The organism is Paenarthrobacter sp. 4246 (assembly GCF_040546855.1).
Taxonomy (GTDB): Bacteria; Actinomycetota; Actinomycetes; order Actinomycetales; family Micrococcaceae; genus Arthrobacter.
Map to the genome: position 1 here is coordinate 141334 of NZ_JBEPOP010000010.1, position 25531 is coordinate 166864.

A 25531-nucleotide genomic window follows, 5' to 3' on the forward strand; every position below is an offset into this window, starting at 1 on the left:
GAACAGTGACACGATGGGACACATGACGGAACGCCTCACACCTGCAGCGCCGCTTGCCTTCCACCATGCCGGGCACGGACCCAATGCCAGCACCGGAGTGGCCATCTGCCACGGATTCACCGGCAGTCCACTTAGTGTCCTCCCGTGGGCCGAGTATCTGGCCGCTCAAGGATTCGCCGTTTCAGTACCACTGCTGCCCGGTCACGGAACCAGTTGGCAGGACCTCGCAACAACGCGGTGGCAGGACTGGTACCGGACTTTTGAACAGAGTTACCTGGACTTGGCGGGGCAGACCAAAAAATGCTTCGTGGCGGGATTGTCAATGGGCGGCGCCGTGGCACTGCGTGTTGCTTCACTGCATGATGTTGCCGGGATGGTCCTGGTCAATCCGGGCTTGAGCTTCTATGACCGTCGCGTAAGGTACGTAGCTGCCCTCAAATACGTCATGCCAACCACCACACCCATCGTCGAAGACAAACCGGCTCCGGTCTCCACCCAGGATGGCGACTACTCCAAGACGCCCTTGAAGTCAGTCCACGAACTGAAGAAGCTCTTTCGGGCGGCCACGCTCGGACTGCCCAAAGTGCAGGCTCCGGCCTTGGTCTTCAAGTCGTCAGTGGACGAGGTTGTCCCGCCCAGTTCCGTAGCGGCCATTGAGCGCCACATTGCGTCCTCCCGGTTGAAAGTGGTGACGCTTCCGCACAGCGGCCATGTGGCCACACTGGATGTAGATGCGCCCACCATTTTCGAACAATCAGCCAGATTTTTCCGTCAGCACGCCGGGGACAGAGTAGCCTCAGAGTCATCATGAACATGCTTCCGGATTTCTCGCCGTTCCTCAGCAGTTGGAACGGCATAGGCCCCCGCGTGGGCGTCGTTATGTCCCACGGTTTTACCGGCAGCCCACACAGTGTCAGGCCGTGGGCCGAGCACCTGGCCGCCGCCGGTTATGCTGTCAGGCTGCCCTTGCTGCCCGGTCACGGCACCACGTGGCAGGACATGGCCAAGCGTTCCTGGCAGGAGTGGCACCGCGCAGTGGATGACGCCTACCTTGAACTGGCCGCCGAGTGCGATTACGTCTTCAGCACCGGCCTGTCCATGGGCGGCACCCTGGCGCTGCGCATCGCGGCGACGCGCCCCGTGGCAGGAACCGTGGTGGTCAACCCAGGCCTGGTCCTCGATGATCCACGGGCTGCCGTTGTGGCTGCGCTCAAATACGTGGTCAAGACAACGCCGGCCATTGCCAACGACATCCTCAAACCGGACCAGAATGAAGGCGCCTACGCCCGCACACCTGTTGCCGCAGCGCACCAATTGAAGAAAATGTACAAGGACACGGCAGCGATCCTGCCCCGCATCCACTCCCCTGTCCAGGTCTACAAATCCACTGTGGACAACGTGATCTCAGAGGCGAGCCTGAATTTCCTGCGCGCCCGGGTCAACGCACCGGTGGAGGTCAAGTACCTTGGCAACAGCTACCACGTGGCTACCCTCGACAACGATGCCCCGGAGATCTTTGCGGGTACCGTGGAGTTCATTCAAAAAACCGTAGCAACCTTGGCCGGACACGGGCCCTCCCCCGAAAAGGACACAGCCCATGAACAGGCCTGATGCCAACTCTGCCGATCAGAGCGCCAACAAAGACGACGACGCCGTGTGGCTGGACTTGGTGGCCCGGTTGGAGGGGCCGGGAACCTCGGAAGCCGGGAACCCGCCGTCGGCCGGTCCCCTGAACCAGGCTCCCGGCGAAGCCGGGCAGACCCAGCGTGAATCCAGCAAGGCCTTCAGGGATTTCGACCCCTTGGGATTGTCCACGCCGCCTGCTGAATCGGCCGCGGCCGCCGAGCCCTCTGAAGGCGCCGGCCGCCCCCTGGGGCCACGTGACTTCGAGGTCGAGGACGACGACGATGACGCCTTCGTTCCCGAGGAGCCTCCGAGTCTTGCCGGCACGGAACCGTTGACCATGCTGGCGTGGGTTGGTGCAGTGGGAGGACCGATCGCGCTGCTCTTCACCGCAATGTTCTGGCGGTCTGCTCCCCTTGTTGCGATCCTGGGAATTGTGGCCGCTTTCGTGGCGTCGGTGGTGTTCCTTATCATGCGTCTTCCGCAGGAAAAGAATGAGGACGACGACGGCGCCCGCATCTAGGTGCTGCCGACGCCCCTTCTGCGGCGAACAGCTTAGCTGTGGGCGCGACCGCTGACACGTGAAAGGTCCGCGGCGCCGATCATGCCGGCACGGGGACCGAGGGCCGCGAGCTCAATTCCCGCCATGGGCCGGAATCCCCTGCCGGTGAGGTTCTTCGCGAACGACGCCCGGGCCGGTCCGGCCAGCAATTCCCCGGCATCGCAGAGTCCCCCACCGATGACGAACATCCCGGGGTCAAGGGCAGCGGCCAGGTTGGCCAATCCCAACCCCAGCCATTCGCCTTGATCTGCGAGGAGTTCGCGGGAGGTCGCATCACCCTCCAGCGCCAACGCCGTGACGGCTGCCCCTGTGAGGTTGTCTGCAGTTCCGCCGGCCTTTTCCAAGAGAGCCCGGCCTTCCGGTGAGTTGGTCCGGACAAGTTGACGGGCCTCGCGCCCCAAGGCGTTGCCGGAGGCGTACTGCTCCCAGCACCCGCGGTTCCCGCATTCGCACCGGTGTCCGCCGGGAAAGATGATCTGGTGCCCGAATTCGCCGGCCACGCCGTAACGTCCTCGTTCCACCCGGCCATCCATGACCATGGCGCCACCAATGCCCGTCCCCAGCGTCACGCACACCAGCCGGCTCTCACCCTGGCCGGCGCCGAAGCGCCATTCAGCCCAGGCTGCGGCATCGGCGTCGTTCGTCAGGAGGACCGGACGCCGCAGCAGCTTCTGCAGGCTGGCCCGGAGCGGCTCATTGCGCCAGGCAAGATGCGGGCTGAAAAGCACCGTCCCGCCGTCGAGATCCATCCATCCCGCTGCTCCGATTCCGACGGAGGCCACGCGGTGCTCGGCGCTGAGTTCGTCCACCAGCTCCACGATGGTCTGTTCCACTGCCCGGGGATCGGCACCGGGCGTGGACCTGCGGGCCTCGGCGAGGACCCGCCCTTCCGCATCCACCACGCCGGCTGCAACTTTGGTACCGCCGATATCTATTCCAATGGCCAGGCCGCGACGGCCCAAATGACTGCGGCGGGCAGCCCACGGCAGGTCCTTCCATGCTGAGGCCGGTGGTTTGGGTCTGGCACGAAATGTGGACCGTAGTGCGGGCATCCCATCATCATATTCCGCTGGACTGCGGGCCCCCGCATCGGCGGGTCGGAGGGGCCCGAGTTGCTTGAAATGACGGCTCATCCGTAAAGTTACTCGCCAGTAGGTGAAATAGGACACACCTCCGCGAGCGGGCATACTAGAGTGAAAGCAGCCCCTCGTGGCCCGTGGATATCAAAGGAGCTACCGTGCGTGAAATCAGTGTTCCTCCCCTCGTCAATATCGCCCCGGAAACCAACATCACGGACTTCGTGATCCGGGAAGCCGGAAAGGCGTCAAACCCAGCGTTGTTCTCCAAGCTGGACAGCAATGGGCAGTGGCAGGACATCCGGGCCAAGGACTTCCTCGCTGATGTCAGGGCCCTGGCAAAGGGCCTGATTGCCAGCGGCGTGGCCGCCGGCGACCGGGTAGGCATCATGTCCCGAACCCGGTACGAATGGTCCCTGGTGGACTTCGCCATCTGGTTCGCCGGTGCAGTGTCGGTCCCGATCTATGAAACGTCGTCTCCCTCCCAGGTGGCCTGGAACCTGGGTGACTCTGGTGCGGTGGCAGCCTTCGGCGAAGCGGCACACCACGAGGACGTCATACGTCAGGCAGTAGCAGCCGAGGACATCAGCTCGGTTGCCCACGTCTGGCAGCTTGAGGGTGCGGGGCTGGATGCCCTGCGGGCAGCCGGCGCAGGCGTGCCCGACGACGAACTTGAGTCCCGCCGCTCCTCCGCAGGCCTGGCCGATCTCGCCACCATCATCTACACCTCCGGCACCACCGGCAGGCCCAAGGGCTGCGAATTGACCCACGGCAACTTCGTGGAGCTCTCCGAGAATGCCCGCGCGTCCCTTCCGGAGATCATCAATGAGCGGGGAAAGACCATCATGTTCCTGCCTCTGGCCCACGTCTTTGCACGGTTCATCTCCGTGCTTGCCGTGGCCGGCGGCGTCCAGGTAGCCCACACCCCGGACATCAAGAACCTGTTGGCCGACCTCCAAAGCTTCCAACCGACGTTCATCCTTGCCGTCCCCCGCGTCTTCGAGAAGGTGTACAACTCGGCCCTGACCAGGGCCGAAGACGGCGGCAAGGGCGCCATCTTCCACCGCGCCGTGGACACCGCGATCGCCTACTCCAAGGCCCGCGAGTCAGGTTCCCTGGGCCTCGGCCTGAAGATCAAGCACGCAGTGTTCGACAAACTGGTTTACGGCAAGCTCCGCGCGGCCATGGGTGGACAGGTGGCCCACGCAGTGTCCGGCGGCGGCCCTCTGGGTGAACGCCTTGGCCACTTCTTCCAGGGCATCGGCCTGCAGATCCTGGAAGGTTACGGACTCACCGAAACAACCGCGCCCATCTCCGTCAATACGCCTTCCATGATCAGGATTGGCACCGTTGGCGCCCCCTTGCCCGGAAACTCCGTCAAGATTGCCGACGACGGCGAAATCCTCGCCAAGGGAGTCTGCGTCATGCGCGGCTACTACAAGCGCGAGGACCTTACGGAAGAGACCTTCGCCGATGGTTGGTTCCGCACCGGCGATATTGGTGAGTTGGACAGTAATGGCTTCCTCAAGATCACTGGCCGCAAGAAGGAAATCATCGTGACGGCCGGCGGCAAGAACGTGGTTCCCGCGTTGCTCGAGGACCAGATCCGCGCTGATGCACTGGTCTCCCAGGTTTTGGTCGTGGGAGACAACCGCCCATTCATCGGCGCTCTGGTCACCCTCGATGAGGAAGCCCTCCCCGGCTGGTTGGAACGCCACGGGTTGCCATCCAGCACGTCACTGGGCGAGGCCGCGGACCATGCGGTAGTGAAAGCTGCGGTTCAGGAACTCATCAGCAAGGCCAACCAGTCAGTGTCGCAGGCTGAGGCCATCAAGTCTTTCCGGATTGTCCCGGCCGACTTCACGGAGGCCTCAGGGCACCTCACGCCGTCGCTCAAGGTCAAGCGGGCACAGGTCATGAAGGACTTCAACGCCGTGATCGAGGAAATGTACTCGGCTCCACGCGCTTCCTAGAAATCCACGACAAAAAGTACCCCGTCCGGACGTTTCCGGACGGGGTACTTTTATGGGCGGATTGCTAGCTGATCACCAGCAGCAAGTCGCCACCCTGGACCTGCTCCACCGAGGAAATAGCCAGGCGTGAGACCGTGCCGGCTACCGGCGTGGTGATGGATGCTTCCATCTTCATCGCCTCAATGGTGGCCACAGTATCGCCTGCGCTGACGACGTCGCCCGCCTTGACCGTGACCGTCACGGCACCTGCGAACGGGGCTGCAACCTGGCCGGGCTGGGCAGCATCGGCCTTCTCTGCTGCCTTGACGTTGCTGACCACAGAACGGTCACGGACAACCACCGGGCGGGACTGGCCATTGAGCGTGCACATCACCGTACGCATGCCCTTCTCATCGGCTTCGGACACCGCTTCAAGCTGGGCAATAAGGCGGACGCCCTTTTCCAGCTCGATCACATGCTCTGAGCCTTGCTGGAAACCGTAGAGGTAATCCCGGGTGTCCAGCACGGAGATGTTGCCGTATGTCTCCACACTCTTCAGGTAGTCCTTGGTGGGACCTGCGAAGAGCAAACGGTTCAGCGTGTGCTGGCGCGTCTTGGAATCAGCCTTGAGCGCAGCGCTGTCTTCGGCGCTGATATCCACATCCCGGACCTTGACGCTGCGGCCCTGCAGTGCCTTGGTACGGAACGGCTCGGGCCAGCCTCCAGGAGGATCTCCGAGTTCGCCGGACAGGAAGCCGATCACGGAGTCAGGGATGTCGTAGTTCTGCGGGTTCTCGTTGAAGTCCGCCGGATCAGCGTTCAAGCCAACCAGGTGCAGGGCGAGGTCACCCACCACCTTGGAGGAAGGCGTCACCTTGACCAGCCGGCCCAGGATGCGGTCGGCAGCGGTGTACATGTCCTCAATGGCTTCGAACTGCTCCCCCAGCCCCAGGGCAATAGCCTGCTGGCGAAGGTTGGACAGCTGGCCGCCCGGGATTTCGTGCTGGTAGACACGGCCTGTGGGGCCCGGCAGACCTGACTCGAAGGGCGCGTAGACGCGGCGGACAGCTTCCCAGTAAGGCTCCATGGCGCCCACGTTGGTCAGGCTGAGGCCGGTGTCCCGCGGGGTGTTGGCCAAGGCTGCCACCAAGGCCGAAGCGGCAGGCTGGCTGGTGGTCCCGGCAAGGGAGGCAGCAGCGACGTCAACAGCGTCCACGCCGGCTTCGACGGCAGCCAGGAGCGTCGCGAGCTGCCCACCGGCGGTGTCGTGGGTGTGGAGATGCACCGGCAGGTCGAAGCGCTCGCGCAACGCCGTCACCAGCTTTGTGGCCGCCGCCGGACGCAACAGGCCTGCCATGTCCTTGATCGCGAGGATGTGTGCACCGGCATCGACGATCTTCTGGGCGAGGTCCAGGTAGTAGTCAAGGGTGTACAGGTCCTCGTTGGGGTCAAGGAGGTTGCCCGTGTAACAAAGCGCCACTTCTGCGACGGCAGTTCCGGTGGCCCGCACGGCCCGGATGGCCGGAGCCATCTGGTTGACGTCGTTGAGGGCATCGAAGATACGGAAGATATCGATGCCGGTGGCTGCTGCTTCGTTAACGAAAGCCTCAGTCACTTCCTCAGGGTACGGCGTGTAGCCAACGGTGTTGCGTCCGCGGAGGAGCATCTGGAGGCAGGTGTTGGGAAGTGCCTGACGCAGTGCGGCCAGACGGTCCCAGGGGTCCTCACCGAGGAAGCGCAGGGCGACATCGTACGTGGCACCGCCCCAGGCTTCAACGGAAAGGAGTTCCGGCATCAGGGCCGTCACCGCGGGACCGGCTGCGACGAGGTCACGGGTGCGGACGCGGGTGGCCAGGAGCGACTGGTGCGCGTCACGGAAGGTGGTGTCCGTGACGGCCAGGGCCTGCTGCTCCCGGAGGGCCTTGGCGAAGCCCTCGGGCCCGAGTTCCATCAGCTTCTGGCGCGAACCCGAGGTGGGAACCGGCCCCTCGATCGGCGGCAGCTTGCTGGCCGGGTCTGAGTGGACCGGCAACTCACCGTTCGGCTTGTTCACAGTCACCTCAGCCAACCACGTGAGCAGCTTGGTGCCACGGTCGGCGGAGATGTGCGACTTCAGCAGTTCCGGGCGCTTGTCGATGAAGTCCGTGGCCACGTTGCCGGCGTTGAAGTCCGGATCCGCAAGGACAGCCTGCAGGAACGGGATGTTGGTGGACACGCCACGGATACGGAACTCTGCGAGGCCACGGCGGGCACGGGCCACTGCTGCCGCGTAGTCCCGGCCCCGGCAGGTCAGCTTGACCAGCATGGAATCAAAGTGCGGGCTGATCTCGGCACCCGAGTAAACGGTGCCGCCGTCGAGCCTGACACCGGCACCGCCGGCAGAGCGGTAACCCGTGATCTTTCCGACGTCCGGGCGGAACCCGTTGGCGGGGTCTTCCGTGGTGATGCGGCACTGCAGGGCGGCGCCCTTGATGGAAACTGTCTCCTGGCTCAGTCCAAGGTCCGCCAGGGTCTCACCCGAAGCGATGCGCATCTGCGCCTGCACGAGGTCCACATCCGTGATTTCCTCGGTGACGGTGTGCTCCACCTGGATGCGGGGGTTCATTTCGATAAATACATGCTGGCCGGCACGCTCACCCTCGGTGTCCACGAGGAATTCCACGGTTCCCGCGTTGACATAGTTGAGGGCTTTCGCGAAAGCAACGGCGTCGCGGTAAAGCGCCTGGCGGATGTTCTCATCAAGGTTCGGCGCAGGGGCAATTTCCACCACCTTCTGGTGGCGGCGCTGCAGTGAACAGTCACGTTCGAAGAGATGCATGACATTGCCCTCGGCGTCAGCCAGGATCTGCACTTCGATGTGCCGGGGACGCAGCACAGCCTGCTCAAGGAACATGGTGGGATCGCCGAACGCAGCGTCAGCCTCGCGCATGGCGGACTGCAAGGCCTCCGGGAGGGCTTCCCGCGTCTCAACGCGGCGCATTCCTCGACCGCCACCGCCGGCAACAGCCTTGGCGAAAATGGGGAACCCAATCTCGTCCGCGGCCGCGATGAGCTCGTCAAGGTCCTTGGACGGCCGGCTCGACTTCAAGACGGGCACCCCGGCCTTGCGGGCTGCTTCCAAGGCCGCAACCTTGTTGCCAGCGAGTTCCAGCACCTCCGCGGGTGGGCCTACGAAAGTGATTCCCGCTGCTTTCGCAGCACGGGCGAGGTCCGGGTTCTCCGAGAGGAAGCCATAGCCGGGGTAGATGGCGTCTGCGCCGGCTTCCTTGGCGACGCGGACAACCTCCTCCACGTCAAGGTAGGCGCGGACGGGATGGCCCACCTCGCCGATCAGGTAAGCTTCGTCGGCCTTCTGCCGGTGGATCGAGTTACGGTCCTCGTGCGGAAAGACAGCTACGGTCTTGGCGCCCAGTTCATAACCAGCGCGAAACGCCCTGATCGCGATTTCGCCGCGATTGGCCACCAGAATTTTCGAAAACATACTTCTCCTGCATCATTGCGGGTGGATCGGTCGGTGGTCACAGTGTGTAGTGCCGCCAGCATCAAACACAAATCTTTGTGGCAACCATCACAAAGGAATCGTCATCTGGGCTGTATATGCGTGCGCGCGTTCGGACGGCATGCTATTGCCTGCCTTGTCTCCTGCGGCCGGGCGCGTAGAAAGCGGGATTCGGCCGTGATGCACCATATGATGTTGAGGGGGCTTCGGCAAGCCCCGGCTCCGGCGCTTCCGGAGCCGAATCAGCGCGATACGGCAACCGGCGTTAGGTTTTGGGTTTTCAAGTGCAAGTAGTCAGCATCAGCAGCCTCAAAGGTGGAGTGGGAAAGACGTCCGTGACCACTGGTCTGGCGTCCGCGGCCCTTGCCGCCGGCATTCCTACCCTGGTGGTCGATCTCGATCCCCACGCCGACGCCACCACGGCACTGGGTGTCCAGCCGGGCGGGCAAATGGATATCGGCCGGATGTTGAAAAGCCCCCGGAAGGCCCGGCTCCAGGAAAACGTGGCGGGCAGCAGCTGGGTCTCCAATGGATCAAGCGACGGCACCCTGGATGTCGCAGTAGGTTCGGCGTTCACTGGAATCTACGATCGCCCGGACCTGGGACGGCGCGACCTCCGAAGGCTGTCAGCAGTACTGGCCGGGACCACAGCCTATGAACTCGTGCTGGTGGACTGCCCACCGTCCCTCAACGGGTTGACGCGCATGGCGTGGAGCGCCAGTGACCGGGTGGTCCTTGTGGCTGAGCCCGGACTGTTTTCCGTGGCCGGTACTGAACGCACCATGCGGGCCATTCAACTCTTCCGGCAAGAGTTCGCTCCCCATCTGGCTCCGGCCGGCATCGTTGCCAACCGGGTACGTACAGGCTCCGCAGAGCACACCTTCCGGCTGGCTGAGATGGAGTCCATGTTCGGTGACTTGCTGCTGACTCCCCACATTCCAGAGCAGGCGAACTGGCAGCAGATCCAAGGTGCAGCCCACTCTGTGCACCACTGGCCCGGGGATTCGGCCAAGAACTCCGCCAAGTTGTTCGATGCGCTCCTTGAGAGCCTCCTGGCGGGACAACCAACCCTGCGGGATCGCCGCCAGCGCTAAATGATGCGTCCGTGGCTGAAGAACAGCCACGGACCCGGACAGTTTCCGCCTACAGAAAAAGCCTCCTCCCCGACGGGAAGAGGCTCTTTCACATTAAGTTTCGCAGCGGCGTGCCGGTGTTCAGCTGATGCGGCGGGCTACGCGGCGCTTGCTCAGTTCGTCGTCGGGAAAGGACTGCTCCACGGCGTGCTCACTCGGAAGCGCGGCCAGACTTCCCTCCACTTCCCGCCATACGCGTCCAACGGCGATGCCGAAGACGCCCTGTCCGCCTTGGACGAGGTCAATGACTTCGTCCGCAGAGGTACATTCATAGACGCTCGCGCCGTCGCTCATCAGGGTGATCTGCGCAAGATCCTCAACACCCCGCTCGCGGAGGTGCTCCACGGCGGTTCGGATCTGCTGCAGGGAAACACCTGTATCAAGGAGTCGCTTGACCACTTTGAGAACCAGGATGTCGCGGAATCCGTAGAGCCGCTGGGAGCCTGACCCGGCCGCGCCGCGTACAGCCGGCTCCACCAGGCCCGTGCGGGCCCAGTAATCGAGTTGGCGGTACGTGATGCCAGCGGCTTTGCATGCAGTGGGACCGCGGTAGCCCGCGTCCTCGTCCAGCACAGGAAGGTCCTCTGTGAAGAGTAAACCTTGGGCGCCGGATGCGGGCGCAGCAATGCCGGTCGAGGCCTGCTTCAGCTCGCCTGCTTCGCCTTTCGGACTCACGTGACCTCCTTGTTCTCAGTTCCCTTGGGGACGGTGCATACCCTGGCACAACACTGAAATGCAGCAGTGTAATTCCCACAAGTCCGCACCTTCCAGTGTGACTTGCGCAGGCAGTGTATGCAACGGGAACTTGATATCTTCGACGTTAGGCCCGTCGGGGGCCGAGGTCAAAGACCTTGGCCGCAATTTCCAGTCGTGTCGAAACTTTCACCCTCAACTTTAGGCTTAGGGTGTCTCAGCCCTCAAAGTCTTCGGGTTCCACGTCGTCCAGGAATTCCCGGAAGCGGCGCATTTCCCGTTCTTCGTCCACACTGGGGTCCGGCTCGGAGTCTTCACCTTCGTCGTGTTCCGTGATCCGGACGCCGGCTTCTTCCATCACGGCATCAGCGCACCAAATGCGGCATTTGGCCCGGAGCGCCAGTGCCAGCGCGTCCGAAGCCCGGGAACTGACCACGGTGCCGTCGTCGAACTGCAGTTGCCCGTAGAAAATGTTGTCCTCAACAGCAACGATGTTGACGCTGATGATGGAGTGCCCCAGCGATTCAACAACGTCCACCAGGAGGTCATGCGTCATGGGCCGGGGCGGAACCACTCCCTGCTGGGCCAAAGCGATGGCGCTGGCCTCCGGGGTGCCGATCCAGATAGGTACATGCCGTTCGCCATTGAGTTCGCGAAGAAGCACCAGGGGCTGGTTGGACGGCAATTCTATGCGGACGCCTACGATTTCGACTTCGATCATCAGCTGTCCATCCGGGAGATGCGATCATGGACGAGCGCCCTGTGCAGGGTCAGGCAGAGCTCACTGATCTCGCGGGCAGCTTCTGCTGCGCGGGCTTGGGACGCGGCGTCGCGGCGGGACGTCAGAGGCGCTACGGCCCGTTCCACCAAGCCGAACTCGCGGTCTGCCGCAGCCTGGAAAGGACGAAGGTGCCGCGGTTCGAGGCCGTGCCCTTCCAACTGCACGCAGGCACGCGCCACTTGGAGGGCATGTTCATCGAACCGCCCGCCGACATGGCTGATGAGCCCAAAGCTCAGCAGTGATTCCAGCAACGGCACGCTCGCTCCCGACTCAGAGCGCAATTGCTCCTCGGTCAGCGCCCGTGCCCTACCTTGCCTCTCGGCAGCCATTCCGGCCGAGACTGCTTGGGGCGCCACTGTCACGCCGGGTGGCAGATTGTCCGGGCGCTCTCCGCGATCAATGGCGTCCAGGTAATCCTTGATGACTTTCAGCGGAAGGTACTGATCGCGCTGCAGCGCGAGGACGAAACGGAGGCGCTCGACGTCACTGTCCGCATACTGCCTGTAGCCTGCAGCGGTCCGCTTGGGATTGATGAGTCCCTTTTCCTCCAGGAAACGGATCTTGGACGCAGTCATGCCAGGGAAGTCGTCACTCAGCTGGGCGAGGACTTCCCCAATGTTCAGGACCTGCGGTCCGCGACGGTCCGGCTGGGCGATAGCCACAGGCAGGTACCCCGTCAGACTTGGCCTGCTGCGCGGACAGGGCTCAGGTAGTAGGTCAACCGGAACTTGCCGATCTGCACCTCGTTGCCGCTCTTCAGGTGCACGCGGTCAACGCGGTCGTGGTTGACATATGTTCCGTTTAGGCTGCCCATGTCCACCAGCTCGAAGCCCGATGCCGTGCGCAGGAACTGGACGTGCTTGCGGGACACCGTGACGTCATCCAGGAAGATGTCCGCGTCCGGGTGCCGGCCCGCAGTGGTGGTGTCCGCATCCAAAAGGAACCGAGCTCCGGCGTTGGGCCCGCTGTGGGCAATGAGCAAGGCCGAGTTGGGCGGAAGTGCTTCCACGGATGCGCGCTCTTCAGGGGCCAGCTTAGGGGCGATGCTTGGCTCGTCCCACGTTGGCGTGATGCTGATGGAGGTGGTCTCCGACGTAGGCTGTTCCTCCGCGCCGTTCCCGACATTGGCTTGATTCTGTTCGCCGCCAACCATGGAATTTCCTCCTCATCTGCCGGCAGTTCAAAAACCTGCCAGCCACTTCCGCATCCCGGTACCGCCGGGCAAATCGGTTGCTGGCCCGCCGTCGCGCTTTTCCCGCTAAGGAAATTCAGCCTGGCGGGCCAGATAACTTTAGCCTACCTGTTGTTCGTACTCTGATGCACTGAGCAGGGAATCCACTGCATCTGCTTCTGCGAGCTTGACCTCTATGAGCCACCCTTCACCGTATGGATCCGAGTTAATCAGCGCAGGATCGGTGTCCAGCGCGTCATTGCGATTAATGACCTCGCCGCTCACGGGCGCATAGATGTCGCTGACGCTCTTGGTGGACTCAACTTCCCCCACCACCTCATTGCCGGTGACTTTTGTCCCGGGCTCAGGCATCTGGGCGTAGACGACGTCACCCAGGGCATCCTGCGCAAAGTCGGTAATACCAATCCGCACGACGCCTTCGGCATCGGGAGCGGTAACCCATTCGTGCTCCGCGGTGTAGGAAAGATCTTCTGGAATATTGCTCACGGGTGGCCTTTCATCGGGACAATGACGAACCTCGACGGCGGCCTGTGCTGGTGGCCACCGCTGAAAGTATAGGCACATTTCCCCTGCGCCCAAGGGGGTCTCTGCCATGATTGACCCATGACTGAACAAGCACAAGTACCAGCTCGGAAAAAGCGCAATTGGGGCGTCAAAATAATCCTGATACTGGTGGCATTGCTTGTCGCTGTGGCCGCCTACTTTATCCTGGGGGCCATTCTCCCCCGCTGGTGGTCCGATGTCATTGCCGGTCAGATCAACCGGGATCTCGGAGCCAGTGTCCTGGTGGGCATGTTCTATGGTTTTGTTTTCACCTTCATTCCCCTCCTTGTGGCCTGGCAAGCCACCCGCAAGGCGGTCGCCTGGCCGTGGAAGATCGTCATTCTCCTGGTGGCAGTTGCCATCGCCACTCCCAACCTCCTGACGGCCGGCATTGCCTTTGGAACCTCGGAATCAGCCCATGCAGGCCAGCGGACGTTGAGCGTGGACGCCGGCTTCTTTACAACCTGGACTGCCGTGTCTGCCATTGCCGCACTGGTGGTCTTCATCGCCGTCACAGTCCTGTGGGCTCTTTGGCGGCGGCGGGGCAAGCAAATGAAGGCGCTGAAGCAGGCGGAAAACCAGCGCGCCAAGGCTGCGAAAACCGCATCAGCGGAGACTCAGGGGCCCGCACCAAGCGCCTAGACCGCCCCACGGAACACGAAGCCCGCCACGGAACAGTCCATGGCGGGCTTTGTTTATCGTCGGTACACGTCAGGCGACGGTGGTCTCGCGCGGCTCGCGTTCGACGTCGGGCGTTGCAGGAACTGCCGCGACTCCCCCTCGCTTTGCGGCAGCGGCAGCAAAGACCATGACCAGCAAAGCAGCAACTGTAATACCGGCACCGGCCCAGATGGGCGAGGTGTAGCCGAGGCCAGCGGTGATGGTCACGCCGCCCAGCCAGGCTCCTAGGGCGTTACCAAGGTTGAAAGCACCGATATTTGCACCGGACGCCAGCGTAGGTGCAGTAGAGGCGAAGTGCATGACCCGCATCTGGAGACCTGGAACTGTGGCGAACCCAAAGCCGCCCATCAGCGCAAGGGATACGAGTGTGGCGATACTGCTGGACGCCGTAAGCGCAAAGAAGACCAGCACCACGACGAGCCCGGCGAGGATGGCAATGAGTGAGGGATCGAGGGCTTTGTCGGCAGCCTTGCCGCCCAGGAAGTTGCCGGCAAACAGGCCGCCGCCGAAGAGCACCAGGAGCCATGGAACAGCCCCGGATTCGAATCCGGATACTTCCGTCAACGTAAACGCGATGTACGTAAAGGCACCGAACATGCCCCCGAAGCCGAGAACGGTCACAATAATCGAAAGCCACACCTGGCCGGACTTGAAGGCACCGAGTTCATTGCGTAGTCCCTTGGTGGGCTCAGTGGAAGCTTTGGGAACCATCAGTGCGATTCCCGCCAGGGCGATCACGCCAATGATGGTGATGGCCCAAAACGTTGAACGCCACCCAAAGTTCTGGCCGAGCAAGGTTCCGAACGGCACCCCCAGGACATTGGCGGCGGTGAGGCCCGTAAACATGATGGCGATGGCTCCGGCTTTCTTGTGGGCCGGAACCAGGCTGGCCGCCACCACAGAACCGATGCCGAAGAAGGCGCCGTGGCAGAGCGCGGCGACTATGCGCCCCAAGAGCATAGCCGTGTAGCTGTCGGCGATTGCCGACAGGAAGTTGCCCGCAATGAACAGGAAGAGGAGGCCGATGAGAACAGGCTTGCGCGGCAGCCTGGTGACGGCGGCGGTGACCAGGAGGGCGCCCACCGTGACACTGAGGGCATAGCCGGAGATGAACCAGCCGGCAGAAGCCTCGCTGACCTGGAAATCGGCGGCAACCTCGGGCAAAAGGCCCATGATCACGAACTCGGTCAGCCCGATGCCGAATCCTCCGAGGGCAAGGGCAATCAACCCTGCGGGCATGTTTAACTCCTTAGATTGTTGGTTCCCGCGTGAAGTGGAAGTACGCCGGCAGGAACCGTAGAATATAGTTGCAGACGCTTCATATATAGTTGCACACGCCAGATACTTGCGCAAGCAACTAGTTTCAGACGTCTCGATCTACACGACATCAAGTCAGGAGCACAGCAAACATGGGCATCAAGGATGACGCCGTAGAAGTACGGGCGCAGGGTTGGCGGACCCTTGCCGCCCTGCATGGAAGCATCGAGGCGGAACTGGAGAAGGCGCTCCAGGCCTCAAGTGACCTTTCGGTAGTGGAGTACGCGGTGTTGGACGCCCTGAGCCGCCAGGATGGCTGGCATATGCGGATGCAGCAGCTGGCCCGCGCCACTGCCCTGTCCAGCAGCGCTACCACCCGACTGGTCAACCGCCTGGAGGACCGCGGCCTGCTCACCCGCATTCTGTGCGCAGACGACCGGCGCGGCATCTACACGGAGCTCACAGTGAACGGCCAGAAGCTGCTTGAGGCCGCCAAGCCCGTACATGATGAGACGCTGGCCTCCGCCCTTGCGGCCGCCGAATCCGTGCCGGAGCTTGAACCGTTGGTGCGGGCACTCGGCGCGCTGCAGAGGGTTTAGCCCCACCCCGCCATCCTGCGTTTCACCCGGCGCCGAACGCCAGGTGAAACGTACAAGGCCGGAAACAAGAAAGGACCGGAATCGCGCGTCTCCGCGTGATTCCGGTCCTTCATTGTCGGGCTGACAGGATTTGAACCTGCGACCCCTTGACCCCCAGTCAAGTGCGCTACCAAGCTGCGCTACAGCCCGCTGGTTCCACCGTTCTCCGCCCAGGTTATCCTCCGAAGAGTCCCACCTAAGCAGTCCGGCCGAACCACCTCCAAAAGCTTACACGAAGTTGGAGGTCGGAGACGCCATCACAGCCAAACTCGGCTGTGATGCCCGTCTCACTTAGCGCTTCTTGCCACGCTTCTCGCGGACGCGCATGTTGACCTCGATGGGCGTACCCTCGAAGCCGAACGTTTCGCGGAGGCGACGCGTGATGAAGCGACGGTATCCGGGATCCAGGAACCCGGTGGTGAAGAGCACGAACTTCGGCGGGCGGCTGGAAGCCTGGGTGCCGAAGAGAATGCGGGGCTGCTTGCCGCCACGGACCGGGTGCGGGTGCGCAGCGACGAGCTCGCCCAGGAACGCGTTGAGGCGACCTGTGGGGATGCGGCGGTCCCAGCTCTCCAGTGCGATGTCCAGGGCAGGAACCAGGCGGTCCTTGTGCCAGCCCGTCTTGGCGGAGATGTTGACGCGGGGCGCCCACTCAACGTGCGCCAGGTCCTGCTCGATTTCGCGTTCCAGGTAGCGGCGGCGTTCGTCGTCCAGCAGGTCCCACTTGTTGAAGGCGAGGACCAGTGCACGGCCGGATTCAATGGCCAGCTGGAGGATACGCACGTCCTGCTCACTGAGGACTTCATCGACGGCAAGAAGCACGACGGCGACCTCCGCCTTTTCGAGCGCGGCCTGCGTCCGCAGGGAAGCGTAGAAATCAGCGCCCTGGGCCATGTGCTGGCGGCGGCGGATACCTGCGGTGTCCACGAAACGCCAGGTACGGTCGCCAAGTTCGATGAATTCGTCGACAGGGTCACGCGTGGTCCCGGCCAGCGGATCAACCACGACGCGCTCAGAGCCTGCGAGCTTGTTCAGCAGCGAGGACTTGCCAACATTCGGGCGTCCGATCAAGGCGATACGGCGCGGACCGCCGGAGCGCTCAACGCCTTCCACCAGGGAGAACTCGGGAAGGGTATCCATGACGTGGTCCAGGAGGTCGGCAACGCCACGTCCGTGCAGTGCCGATACCGGGTACGGTTCGCCGAAGCCCAAGCCCCACAGCGTTGCCGAGTCAGCTTCCTGTGCGAAGTCGTCCACTTTGTTGGCCACCATGATGACCGGCTTCTTGCTCTTGCGGAGCATCTTCATGACGCCCTCGTCCGTGGCCGTGGCACCAACGGCGGAATCCACCACAAAGAGGACGGCGTCTGCAAGCTCAACGGCCATCTCGGCCTGCTCGGCTACGCGGGCGTGGATGCCCTTGGCATCGTGCTCCCATCCACCGGTATCAACCAAGGTGAAGTTGCGGCCATTCCAGCGCGCCGAGTACATGACGCGGTCGCGGGTAACGCCCGGGGTGTCCTCAACCACGGCTTCGCGGCGGCCCAGGATGCGGTTGACCAACGTGGATTTGCCCACGTTCGGGCGGCCGATGATGGCCAAGACAGGGTCCAGCTTGAGGGGACCTTCGTCGCCTTCGTCGCCGTATTCGCCGCTGAGAAGTGCGGCATCTTCGTCATCGAGCTCGTAGTCGTCAAGGCCGGCACGCAGGGTGGCCGCGCGGAGCTCGGCCTCGTCATCGTCCAGGGCAGCCAGGTTTTCAGCCACCTGGTCGGTGCCGGTGGGCGTGTATTCGTCGTCGCCGGCTCCGTGGAGGCCGGATTTTTGAGTCGTATCGCTCATTGCACTTTCCTTAGGGGTGGTCTGCCGGCGTCCCGGCTGCTGCTGTATGGCGGTGCTGCGGAGTGGATTCTCCGGGCGCAGGATCCCGGGGAAGGCCCTGTCCTGTGGCACGGATGGCATCCTGGACGTGATCGGCCAGGGCTGCACGGATTTCCGCAGCCGCCCTGTCCATTGAAACACGGCCCGGTTCACCCTTCCGGCGCTTCACCGTAAGAGGTTCACCGAAGCTCACGTGGAGCTTGCGGCGCGGTTTGGGGATATGGTCGCGGTGCTCGTCGCCCTGGCGGGTTCCGAGGATGGCGACCGGTATTACTGTTGCTCCGGAGTTAATGGCAAGCCAGGCAACCCCGTTGCTGATGCTTTCGGCTGCACCGCTCCCCCGCGTACCTTCCGGAAGAATCCCGACGCAGCGGCCGTCGTCGAGCAGTTGCTTGCCGAGATGCAGGGCGGCGCGGTCCCCGGAACGGTCCACCGGAATCTGTCCGGAGCCCCGCAGGACAGAACCAAGGAAGCCCCTGAACATCTCTTTCTTGACGAGGATGTGCATAGGCCGCGGAGAGGCGCCGAACATCACGGGCCCATCGAGGAAGCTGATGTGGTTCGCGGCGAAAATCACCGGCCCGCCGGCGGGAACGTTGCTTTTACCCGCCACGACGGTCCGGTACATGACGTGGTCAAGGAACCACCCGACGGGGCGGCTCCACACTTTGGTCCACGGAGCGGGAAGCCCGTGTCCTTGTTCCTTAGTCGCCATAGATCACCTTGCTGACGATCGCCAGGGCGGTCTCCACTGTTTCCTCGAAGTCCAGGTCCGAGGAATCCAGCGTCACCACGCCATCAGCTGCCTGGGTGAAGTTCACCACCGTGGAGTCCTTGGCGTCACGCTGGATGACTTGGGCTGCCAGCTGCTCTTTGCTCTGGGTGCCACCCAACTGGATGCCCCGGCGTCGAAGCCGTGCTTCCTCGCTGGCGGTCAGGAGCATGCGGACCTCGGCATTGGGGACGACGACGGTGGTAATGTCGCGTCCCTCCACCACCATGCGGTGGTGGTGCTGGTCGATCAGCTCACGCTGGCGGCGGATGAGCTCCGTGCGGGCACCGAGCGTAGTGGCCACAGCGCTGACAGACGAGGAGATCAAGGGATCCCGGATTTCGTCCGTGACGTCTGTGCCATCCACTGCCACGTACTCCGCAGCAGTGGATGTGCTGATCTCCAACGGCATGGCTTTGGAAGCCTGCTCCACTGCTGCGCCGTCCTGGAGGTCAACGCCTGTCTTGAGGCAGTACCAGGTGAGGGCCCGGTACATCGCGCCCGTATCCAGGTAAGCCAGTTTCAAGCGCCGGGCAACTTCCTTGCTGACGCTGGATTTGCCCGATCCGGAAGGGCCGTCGATGGCAATCACCAACGGCTTGCCCGGACGGGCTACCGTTTCCGGTCCAAAAAATTCACGCGTCATTACTGGAGTACCCGCCATCCACGGTCAGTCAAAGCTTCAACAAGGAGGTCATGCTTGCTGGGAAGCACGGAAAGCTCCACCATGCCCACGTTTTGTCCCGACGAATGGTCGAGCCGAAGGTCCTCGAGGTTCACGCCAATCTCGCCGATCTCCGTGAGAAGATGGGCAATCTGGCCCGGTTTGTCGTCCACCAGGATGGTGAGCCACGAGTAAGCCTGCGGAGGTCCACCGTGTTTACCGGGGATTCTCGCCTGCCCTGCATTGCCTTCACTGATCAGTTGCGCAAGGTCCAGCCGAGCGCCGGGTGCCAACGGCTCTTCAAGCGTTCCGATCAAGCGGTTCAGGTCCTCGCGGACACCGTGCAGGATGGAAACCACCTTTTCCGCGTTGCCTCCCAGGATCTGCACCCAAAGGGTGGGATCGCTGGCGGCGATGCGGGTGGTGTCCCGGAGCCCGTTGCCAGCCAAGGAAAGGGCATGCAGGGGCGTACCTTGCAGCCGGCTGGCCAACAGGGAAGACATGATCTGGGGCAAATGCGATACCAGTGCCACAGCTTCATCGTGTTCGTCTGCCGTGAATTGGGAGACGATTCCCCCAAGATCCCCGGCCAGCGACCGGGCAGCCTGCAGCGCCGCATCCGAGGTTTCCTCTGACGGGCACACAACCCACGGCATGGAGGTGAAAAGCTCTCCCCGGGCAGCAACTGGGCCCGACTTCTCACGGCCGGCCATAGGATGCGTCCCCACATAGCGGGATAGGTCGACGCCACGCTCACGCAGCTGCGTTTGAATGGTCGCTTTCACGCTCGCGATGTCAACCACGACGGCGGACGGGTAGTCCGCCAGAGCCTTCTGCACGACGTCGGCGGTAACGTCCGGCGGAGCCGCAACAACTACCAGCTGGGGTTCTTCGCCCAACTCGCCCAACGGCCGTCCCGCTCCGATATCCACCGCGACCGCCTGATTGGTGGGCGAAGGATCGGACAGGAAGACCGGAACTCCGCGTCCGCGCAGGCCGAGGCCAATGCTGGCCCCCAGCAGGCCTGTACCGAGAACGACGACCGGGCCATCGAGATGGCCCCGGCCGTGCGTACCGAATGCCGACATGCCCTAGAGCCCTACAGATGCCAGGAGGTGGCCGACTTCCTGCCTGCCGAGGTTGCGGATGCTTCCCTGGCGCTGGTCGCCCAAGCCGATGGGGCCGACCTTCACCCGGACAAGACGCTCCACCGGGAAGCCGACGGCGTCGAACATACGGCGGACGATGCGGTTCTTCCCGGAGTGGAGCACAACCTCGATGAGGACGTGGCCCGGGGTGGAGTCCACCAAACGGAACGAGTCCACTGCGGCGACACCGTCTTCGAGCTCGACGCCGTTCTTCAGCTTCGCGCCCACGCCCTGCGGGAACGGGCCACGCACCTGGACGAGGTAAGTCTTGGGTACCTCATAGGAAGGGTGCGTCAAGCGGTTGGCGAGTTCGCCGTCGTTCGTCAGCAGCAGCAGCCCCTCAGTGGCGACGTCGAGACGGCCAACGTGGAACAGGCGTTCGCCCTTGTTCTTGTTGTTCTTCAGGAAGTCGCTGATGCAGGGACGGCCTTCGGGGTCCTCCATGGTGGAGACGACGCCCTTGGGCTTGTTGAAGACCATGTAGACGAGGGTTTCGTCGAGCTGGATCCGGATGCCATCGACGTGGATCACGGCAGCCGTGGGGTCCACGCGCATACCAAGCTCGGTGGTCACTACGCCGTCAACCTCGACGCGTCCCTCGAGGATCATTTCCTCACAGACGCGGCGTGAAGCCACGCCGGCTTGCGCCATGACCTTCTGCAGGCGTACGCCGTCAACATCGTGAAGGTCGGACTGCGGGACTTCCTGCCGCGGACCGCGATTGCGGCCTGGCTTGCGGATGGGTCCAAGGTTCTGGCCGAATCGTTCGCTGCCGAATGCCTTGGAACCGTACTGCCTGGCCGGCTTGGCCTTGGGCTTCAGTGCGCCCGGCGTACCGGGTGTCTTGCCAAAGCCGGGCTTGTTGGAGCCGGGCTTGCGGAAAGGCTTCGCGGGCCTGGCCGCCTGGCCACGGTCAAAGTCGCCCGCAGTTGTGGGGTTATCAGGATCGAAAGGTGCCGCTTCGCGCGGCTTCGGAGCCTTGAAGGGGCGGCCCTCGCCCTGGGTGAAGTTGCGCTTTCCAGCGCCGGCGCTGCCGCCGCGGCCGGAGAAGCCGCCAGCATTGGTGCGGCCTGTGCCGCCCTTGGCCTCATTGCGTCCAGAACTGTTGCGTCCCGAACTGTTACGTGGTGAACTCTGGCGTCCCGCCTGTGTCATGACCCGTCCTTGTGTAGTAATGGCCGGCTTTCCGTGCTGCAATCAACACTAGCCAGCCGGGCAGACATCGTCTGCCCCTTGTCGCTGTGCACCCTGAAGGTGCAGTGAATCCATATGAAGTTTTCGTGCGGTGCCGGGCGTAGCCTGTGGCTACATCCGGCTGGCGTCGTAGTACTCGTCAATCCCTTCCAAACCTGGAAGGTGTGGCGAAAGCTGTGGCAGTTCAGCCACTGAGCCGATGCCCATCCGCTCCAGGAAATACGAGGTTGTCCGGTACAGGACAGCCCCGGATTCGGGATCGTTTCCGGAGTCCTCGATCAAACCCCGTTGGATGAGGGTCCGGACTACCGAATCGACGTTGACGCCGCGAATGGCGGACACCCGGGCCCTGGAGACCGGTTGCCGGTAGGCTATGACCGCCAGAGTTTCAAGCGCTGCTTGAGTGAGCCTGGTGGTCTGCCCTTCGAGCACGAACCTTCCCACGATGTCGGCAAAATCCGACCGTGAATAGATGCGCCACCCGCCGGCGACATTCCGCAATTCAAAACCCCGGGGTGCAGTGCTGGCATCGGCAAAGCCGACAGCATCCACGTCCGGGGCTTTAACAGTATAGCCGCTATACTCCCGTTGCAGGTCATGCAGCAAATCCTCGACGACGGAGACCGTCACGTTGAGTCCGGCGGCCAACTCTTCCGACGTAGCGGGCTCGTCGATGACCATGAGCACTGCCTCCAAGGCTGCCCGCGCACCGCCGGGCAGTGCTTCCAGGCCAGGCAGCCCCTCCTGGGCCGTTTCCTGCTCATTCACTGCTGTACTCTCCGCTTTCCGGCCCCACGCCAGTCTCATACTCTTCACTCAGGCTGGAACTGTCCCATCCGGCGTCGTCGCCCGTCCACCGAACCGTCAACTCCGCCAAGGGTTCGGGCTGTTCGAAAGCCACAACGCGGTCCCGGAACATTTCCAACAACGCAAGGAAGCGTGCCACGACCACCAGGGTGGTTTCTGCGTCGGCTATCAACGTCCGGAAGGACAAGGGCGCGCCCAGCTTCAGGCGGTAGCCCATGATCTCGGCCTGCTCCTTGACGCTCACCGGCGGAGCATGGAGATGGTCCAAACCCACCTCGGCGGGAGCCACATCCTTGGGTTTAAGCGCCTTGGCGGCAAGTTCCGCGAACTGTTCCGGAGTATGGCGCCATACGAGTTCGGGCAGCAGAGCGGCGAAATGGCCTTCCAAAGCAACCTGGCGCGGATAACGACGTGCTTCCTGTTCCAGCGTTTCGCCCAGGATCCCGGCTATCTGCTTGAAAGCCTTGTACTGCAGAAGGCGGGCGAACAGGAGGTCCCTGGCCTCGAGGAGCGCAATATCCTCGGCGTCCTCCACCTCACCGGCCGGCAGGAGGCGCGCGGCCTTGAGGTCCAGCAGAGTGGCTGCGATGACCAGGAACTCGCTGGCTTCGTCCAGCGCCCAGTCCTCCCCCAGTTCCTGGAGTCGGCGGATGTACTTGATGAACTCATCGGTGACGGTGGCCAAAGCCACTTCGGTGATATCCATCTTGTGCTTGGAGATCAGGCCAAGCAGGAGATCGAACGGCCCCGTGAAGTTGGCCAGCCGTACCTCAAAGCCGGGTTTGCGGGCTTCGGCGATACCGGCGTCGGGCGCTTCCGCAGTAGCGCCAGGTCCCGATTCCATGGCCGGAGCGATAGACGGTCCCACGGTCGGCTAGGGCGCGCCGCCGCGCGAAATCAGTTCCTTGGCAAGTCGGCGGTAGGCGTCGGCGCCAATGTGGTTGCCCGCATAACTGGTGATGGGCTCGGCCGCGACGGTTGCATCCGCGAACTTGATGGAGCGCTTGATGACGGTCTCGAAGACCTTGTCACCGAAAGCTTCCACGAGGCGTGAAATCACCTCTCGGCTGTGGAGCGTGCGGGCGTCGTACATGGTGGCCAGGACACCGTCCACCTGCAGCCGAGGGTTGAGGCGGTCCTGGACCTTTTCAATGGTCTCCACCAGGAGGGCCACAGCACGCAAGGCGAAGAACTCACAGATCAGCGGAATAATGACGCCGTGCGCAGCAGTCAGTGCATTGACGGTCAGCAGCCCCAGGGACGGCTGGCAGTCGATCAGGACGACGTCGTAATCGTCCTCGACGCTCTTGAGCGCGCGGTCCAATACCTGCTCGCGTGCCACCTCGTTGACGAGTTGGACCTCCGCGGCGGAGAGGTCGATGTTGGCCGGAAGAAGGTCAACGCCCTCGACGCCGGTCTGCTGGATGGCATCCCGGATACTCACTTTGCGGTCCATCAGGACGTTGTACACGGTGAGGTCAAGCTCGTGCGGATTGGCGCCGAGACCCGCGGAGAGCGCACCCTGGGGGTCAAAGTCCACCAGCAGGACACGCCGGCCGTATTCTGCGAGCGCAGCGGCGAGATTGATGGTGGAGGTGGTTTTACCCACGCCACCTTTCTGGTTGACCATGGCGATGACTCTCGCCGGGCCATGGGAAGCAAGCGGAGCAGGTTCCGGAAATTCGCGGTAAGGGCGGCCTGTTGGCCCCATGATGGCGTCTTCCAGATCGAGCTCGGTGCCTCCCAGCGTAGCTGTTCCTCGTTCGATGCTCACGTATCTAACCACTCTTTCGACGACGATCTTCCCTGCCGCTGGCCCCCAGCTACAGCGCTACTACCCACCTAGGCTACAGCGCCCGACACGGTTATTTGGGGAACTTGACTTTGTCCTGCTCGTGAGCCTTTACCCTCTAGCTGAGGTAGAAGGTTGCCTCCATTGCCACTGTGTGGCGGCCACATGCGGAAGGCCGGCACCTGGCGAGGTGCCGGCCTTCGTTCATGATGCGATGGGTTGATTCCCGCTCGGGTTAGACGGCTGCCTTTTCACGGGTTTCAGCTTCAGGAGCGGCCTCTTCTTCGCCGCCATGGGCGATCATGGTCTGCTCATCGAAGGGTTCGCTGCCGGAGAGGACACGTTCCACCTGTCCGTTGTCGATTTCCTTCACCCAGGTTCCGATCAGGACCGTGGCAACTGCGTTTCCGGTGAAGTTGGTCAAGGCGCGGGCCTCGGACATGAAGCGGTCGATTCCAACGATCATGCCTACGCCGCCGAGGAGTTCCGGCTTGTGTGCCTGAAGACCTGCGGCAAGGGTTGCAAGTCCGGCTCCCGTGACACCGGCGGCGCCCTTTGAAGCGATGATCATGAAGACCAACAAGGAGACCTGGGCACCGAGATCAAGCGGGGTGCCCATGGCGTTGGCGACGAAGAGCGAAGCCATAGTCAGGTAGATCGCCGTGCCGTCAAGGTTGAAGGAGTAGCCCGTGGGAACGGTGACGCCAACTACCGGCTTGGAGACACCCAAGTGCTCCATCTTGGCGATCAGGCGGGGCAGCGCAGCCTCGGAAGAGGAGGTGGAGAAGATCAGGAGGTACTCACGGGCCAGGTACTTCATGAGCTTGAAGATATTGACGCCGGCCACTGCACGGAGCAGGGTTCCGAGGATCACCACGATGAACAGTGCGCAGGTGACATAGAAGGCCAGCATCAGCGTGAACATGCTGAGGATTGCCTGGGCGCCTGTGGCACCAACGACGGCGGCAATGGCACCGAACGCGCCTACCGGGGCCAGCCACATGATCATGATGAGGATGCGGAAGACGAGGCGCTGACCGTGGCCGATCGCGGCGAGAATAGGGGCTCCCTGCTTGCCCATCTTCTGCAAGGCGAAACCGACCAGGATCGCGGCAAGCAGTGTAGGCAGGACCGGGATATCACCGGGGATGATGCCAAGAAGGAAGTCAACAGTGCTGTTGGTGTCCGCCTTCTTCGTGGGATCGTACGGCGTCAGCTTGAGTCCCTCACCCGGGTGGATGAGGTTGCCCACCACGAGGCCGATGGCCAGGGCGAAGGTTGACATGGCCACGAAGTAACCGAGGGCCAGGCCGCCCACCTTGCCAACGGTGGCAGCCTTGGCAATGGAGCCGATGCCCAGGACGATGGTGCAGAAAATGACCGGTGCGATCATCATCTTGATGAGCTTGATGAAGCCATCACCGAGTGGTTTGAGCGACTTGCCAACTTCGGGGAACATCAAGCCGACCACGGCGCCGAGTACGACGGCCAGAATGACCGCGATGTACAAGTAATGCGACTTGTCGAGCCCCTTGCGTCCAGCTTTGGCAGCTACTGCCGACTCTCCTCGTTGAGAGGTCATGGGATTCTCCTTTGGATACTGTGTAAGGCGCTGCGGTCCTGCACTGATGTCCAATCCGCTG

24 protein-coding genes and 1 tRNA gene are annotated in these 25531 nt (G+C 62.9%); 7 read left to right on the forward strand and 18 right to left on the reverse strand.

Annotated elements, in window-relative coordinates; translation table 11 throughout:
- Positions 1-22: 22 nt before the first annotated feature.
- Genes ABIE35_RS18035 through ABIE35_RS18045 form a run of 3 tightly spaced genes read left to right on the forward strand, consistent with a single transcriptional unit; the run spans position 23 to position 2146 of the window.
- Positions 23-811, forward strand: coding sequence for an alpha/beta hydrolase (locus ABIE35_RS18035; protein ID WP_354517064.1), 789 nt, complete (start codon positions 23-25; stop codon positions 809-811).
- Positions 808-1611: an alpha/beta hydrolase gene (locus tag ABIE35_RS18040; RefSeq protein WP_354517066.1), complete on the forward strand. Its 804-nt coding sequence runs from the start codon at positions 808-810 to the stop codon at positions 1609-1611. The genes ABIE35_RS18035 and ABIE35_RS18040 overlap by 4 nt, the downstream gene beginning before the upstream one ends.
- On the forward strand, positions 1598-2146 hold the full coding sequence (locus ABIE35_RS18045) for a hypothetical protein (protein WP_354517068.1): 549 nt from the start codon (positions 1598-1600) through the stop codon (positions 2144-2146). Before ABIE35_RS18040 ends, ABIE35_RS18045 begins: the two co-directional genes overlap by 14 nt.
- 32 nt (positions 2147-2178) lie before the next feature.
- Here ABIE35_RS18045 and ABIE35_RS18050 read toward each other — a convergent pair whose 3' ends face one another.
- Positions 2179-3237 carry an ROK family protein gene (locus ABIE35_RS18050; RefSeq protein WP_354517070.1) on the reverse strand — a complete coding sequence of 353 codons (1059 nt, stop codon included), beginning with the start codon at positions 3235-3237 and terminating at the stop codon, positions 2179-2181.
- A 185-nt stretch (positions 3238-3422) separates the two neighbouring features.
- Between ABIE35_RS18050 and ABIE35_RS18055 the strand changes: the two genes are divergently transcribed.
- Entirely contained in the window at positions 3423-5234 is a 1812-nt protein-coding gene (locus ABIE35_RS18055) for an AMP-dependent synthetase/ligase (protein WP_354517071.1), read from the forward strand.
- 64 nt (positions 5235-5298) lie between these two features.
- Here ABIE35_RS18055 and ABIE35_RS18060 read toward each other — a convergent pair whose 3' ends face one another.
- Positions 5299-8694, reverse strand: coding sequence for a pyruvate carboxylase (locus tag ABIE35_RS18060; protein WP_354517073.1), 3396 nt, complete (start codon positions 8692-8694; stop codon positions 5299-5301).
- 302 nt (positions 8695-8996) lie between these two features.
- On the opposite strand from ABIE35_RS18060, the gene ABIE35_RS18065 reads away from it, so the two are divergent.
- Complete coding sequence (locus tag ABIE35_RS18065) at positions 8997-9806, forward strand: ParA family protein (protein WP_354517074.1); 810 nt, start codon at positions 8997-8999, stop codon at positions 9804-9806.
- 120 nt (positions 9807-9926) lie between these two features.
- On the opposite strand, the gene ABIE35_RS18070 is transcribed toward ABIE35_RS18065, so the two are convergent.
- The 5 genes from ABIE35_RS18070 to gcvH all read right to left on the reverse strand — a co-directional run bounded on the left by ABIE35_RS18070 (position 9927) and on the right by gcvH (position 12997).
- Positions 9927-10520: a MerR family transcriptional regulator gene (locus ABIE35_RS18070; RefSeq protein ID WP_089594480.1), complete on the reverse strand. Its 594-nt coding sequence runs from the start codon at positions 10518-10520 to the stop codon at positions 9927-9929.
- A gap of 235 nt (positions 10521-10755) precedes the next feature.
- Positions 10756-11259, reverse strand: coding sequence for a bifunctional nuclease family protein (locus ABIE35_RS18075; RefSeq protein WP_026548570.1), 504 nt, complete (start codon positions 11257-11259; stop codon positions 10756-10758).
- Entirely contained in the window at positions 11259-11975 is a 717-nt protein-coding gene (gene ftsR / locus ABIE35_RS18080) for a transcriptional regulator FtsR (protein ID WP_354517123.1), read from the reverse strand. Before ftsR ends, ABIE35_RS18075 begins: the two co-directional genes overlap by 1 nt.
- A gap of 20 nt (positions 11976-11995) precedes the next feature.
- Positions 11996-12472: an FHA domain-containing protein gene (locus ABIE35_RS18085; RefSeq protein ID WP_089594479.1), complete on the reverse strand. Its 477-nt coding sequence runs from the start codon at positions 12470-12472 to the stop codon at positions 11996-11998.
- 138 nt (positions 12473-12610) lie between these two features.
- Complete coding sequence (gene gcvH, locus ABIE35_RS18090) at positions 12611-12997, reverse strand: glycine cleavage system protein GcvH (RefSeq protein WP_089594478.1); 387 nt, start codon at positions 12995-12997, stop codon at positions 12611-12613.
- 117 nt (positions 12998-13114) lie between these two features.
- On the opposite strand from gcvH, the gene ABIE35_RS18095 reads away from it, so the two are divergent.
- Complete coding sequence (locus ABIE35_RS18095; RefSeq protein WP_354517077.1) at positions 13115-13696, forward strand: hypothetical protein; 582 nt, start codon at positions 13115-13117, stop codon at positions 13694-13696.
- Between the two features lie 69 nt (positions 13697-13765).
- Here the strand turns inward: ABIE35_RS18095 and ABIE35_RS18100 are convergent, their stop codons facing one another.
- Complete coding sequence (locus ABIE35_RS18100; RefSeq protein WP_354517079.1) at positions 13766-14974, reverse strand: MFS transporter; 1209 nt, start codon at positions 14972-14974, stop codon at positions 13766-13768.
- Between the two features lie 170 nt (positions 14975-15144).
- Between ABIE35_RS18100 and ABIE35_RS18105 the strand changes: the two genes are divergently transcribed.
- A complete protein-coding gene (locus ABIE35_RS18105; protein ID WP_354517081.1) occupies positions 15145-15591 on the forward strand; it encodes a MarR family winged helix-turn-helix transcriptional regulator in 447 nt (148 codons plus the stop codon).
- 115 nt (positions 15592-15706) lie between these two features.
- On the opposite strand, the gene ABIE35_RS18110 is transcribed toward ABIE35_RS18105, so the two are convergent.
- The 10 genes from ABIE35_RS18110 to ABIE35_RS18155 form a co-directional block, all read right to left on the reverse strand.
- Positions 15707-15780, reverse strand: a tRNA-Pro gene (locus ABIE35_RS18110).
- A 141-nt stretch (positions 15781-15921) separates the two neighbouring features.
- Positions 15922-17472 (reverse strand): ribosome biogenesis GTPase Der, encoded by a 1551-nt coding sequence (gene der / locus ABIE35_RS18115; protein ID WP_207597094.1) that lies wholly within the window; start codon positions 17470-17472, stop codon positions 15922-15924.
- A 10-nt stretch (positions 17473-17482) separates the two neighbouring features.
- The gene (locus tag ABIE35_RS18120) at positions 17483-18226 is read right to left on the reverse strand and encodes a lysophospholipid acyltransferase family protein (RefSeq protein WP_354517083.1); all 744 of its coding nucleotides are present in this window, start codon (positions 18224-18226) and stop codon (positions 17483-17485) included.
- Positions 18216-18929, reverse strand: coding sequence for a (d)CMP kinase (gene cmk, locus ABIE35_RS18125; RefSeq protein WP_280627696.1), 714 nt, complete (start codon positions 18927-18929; stop codon positions 18216-18218). Before cmk ends, ABIE35_RS18120 begins: the two co-directional genes overlap by 11 nt.
- Positions 18929-20035 carry a prephenate dehydrogenase gene (locus tag ABIE35_RS18130; RefSeq protein WP_354517085.1) on the reverse strand — a complete coding sequence of 369 codons (1107 nt, stop codon included), beginning with the start codon at positions 20033-20035 and terminating at the stop codon, positions 18929-18931. The genes cmk and ABIE35_RS18130 overlap by 1 nt, the downstream gene beginning before the upstream one ends.
- Before the next feature lie 3 nt (positions 20036-20038).
- Positions 20039-21250: a pseudouridine synthase gene (locus ABIE35_RS18135; RefSeq protein WP_354517087.1), complete on the reverse strand. Its 1212-nt coding sequence runs from the start codon at positions 21248-21250 to the stop codon at positions 20039-20041.
- Positions 21251-21400: 150 nt separating this feature from the next.
- Positions 21401-22057: an SMC-Scp complex subunit ScpB gene (gene scpB / locus ABIE35_RS18140; protein WP_354517089.1), complete on the reverse strand. Its 657-nt coding sequence runs from the start codon at positions 22055-22057 to the stop codon at positions 21401-21403.
- Complete coding sequence (locus ABIE35_RS18145) at positions 22050-22940, reverse strand: segregation and condensation protein A (RefSeq protein WP_354517091.1); 891 nt, start codon at positions 22938-22940, stop codon at positions 22050-22052. Before ABIE35_RS18145 ends, scpB begins: the two co-directional genes overlap by 8 nt.
- 30 nt (positions 22941-22970) lie before the next feature.
- Positions 22971-23870: a ParA family protein gene (locus tag ABIE35_RS18150; protein ID WP_089594468.1), complete on the reverse strand. Its 900-nt coding sequence runs from the start codon at positions 23868-23870 to the stop codon at positions 22971-22973.
- 253 nt (positions 23871-24123) lie between these two features.
- Positions 24124-25470, reverse strand: coding sequence for a cation:dicarboxylate symporter family transporter (locus ABIE35_RS18155; protein ID WP_354517093.1), 1347 nt, complete (start codon positions 25468-25470; stop codon positions 24124-24126).
- Between the last annotated feature and the right edge of the window lie 61 nt (positions 25471-25531).

What these genes read in the sequence shown, in the direction of transcription:
- ABIE35_RS18100 (WP_354517079.1), bottom strand. Translation starts at nt 14,974, where the DNA reads ATGCCCGCAGGGTTGATTGCCCTTGCCCTCGGAGGATTCGGCATCGGG.
- ABIE35_RS18120 (WP_354517083.1), bottom strand. Translation starts at nt 18,226, where the DNA reads ATGGCGACTAAGGAACAAGGACACGGGCTTCCCGCTCCGTGGACCAAA.
- ABIE35_RS18075 (WP_026548570.1), bottom strand. Translation starts at nt 11,259, where the DNA reads ATGATCGAAGTCGAAATCGTAGGCGTCCGCATAGAATTGCCGTCCAAC.
- ABIE35_RS18085 (WP_089594479.1), bottom strand. Translation starts at nt 12,472, where the DNA reads ATGGTTGGCGGCGAACAGAATCAAGCCAATGTCGGGAACGGCGCGGAG.
- ABIE35_RS18035 (WP_354517064.1), top strand. Translation starts at nt 23, where the DNA reads ATGACGGAACGCCTCACACCTGCAGCGCCGCTTGCCTTCCACCATGCC.
- ABIE35_RS18050 (WP_354517070.1), bottom strand. Translation starts at nt 3,237, where the DNA reads ATGCCCGCACTACGGTCCACATTTCGTGCCAGACCCAAACCACCGGCC.
- ABIE35_RS18145 (WP_354517091.1), bottom strand. Translation starts at nt 22,940, where the DNA reads ATGGAATCGGGACCTGGCGCTACTGCGGAAGCGCCCGACGCCGGTATC.
- ABIE35_RS18095 (WP_354517077.1), top strand. Translation starts at nt 13,115, where the DNA reads ATGACTGAACAAGCACAAGTACCAGCTCGGAAAAAGCGCAATTGGGGC.
- ABIE35_RS18040 (WP_354517066.1), top strand. Translation starts at nt 808, where the DNA reads ATGAACATGCTTCCGGATTTCTCGCCGTTCCTCAGCAGTTGGAACGGC.
- der (WP_207597094.1), bottom strand. Translation starts at nt 17,472, where the DNA reads ATGAGCGATACGACTCAAAAATCCGGCCTCCACGGAGCCGGCGACGAC.
- ABIE35_RS18060 (WP_354517073.1), bottom strand. Translation starts at nt 8,694, where the DNA reads ATGTTTTCGAAAATTCTGGTGGCCAATCGCGGCGAAATCGCGATCAGG.
- ABIE35_RS18105 (WP_354517081.1), top strand. Translation starts at nt 15,145, where the DNA reads ATGGGCATCAAGGATGACGCCGTAGAAGTACGGGCGCAGGGTTGGCGG.
- ABIE35_RS18130 (WP_354517085.1), bottom strand. Translation starts at nt 20,035, where the DNA reads ATGTCGGCATTCGGTACGCACGGCCGGGGCCATCTCGATGGCCCGGTC.
- cmk (WP_280627696.1), bottom strand. Translation starts at nt 18,929, where the DNA reads ATGACGCGTGAATTTTTTGGACCGGAAACGGTAGCCCGTCCGGGCAAG.
- ABIE35_RS18045 (WP_354517068.1), top strand. Translation starts at nt 1,598, where the DNA reads ATGAACAGGCCTGATGCCAACTCTGCCGATCAGAGCGCCAACAAAGAC.
- ABIE35_RS18135 (WP_354517087.1), bottom strand. Translation starts at nt 21,250, where the DNA reads ATGACACAGGCGGGACGCCAGAGTTCACCACGTAACAGTTCGGGACGC.
- ABIE35_RS18155 (WP_354517093.1), bottom strand. Translation starts at nt 25,470, where the DNA reads ATGACCTCTCAACGAGGAGAGTCGGCAGTAGCTGCCAAAGCTGGACGC.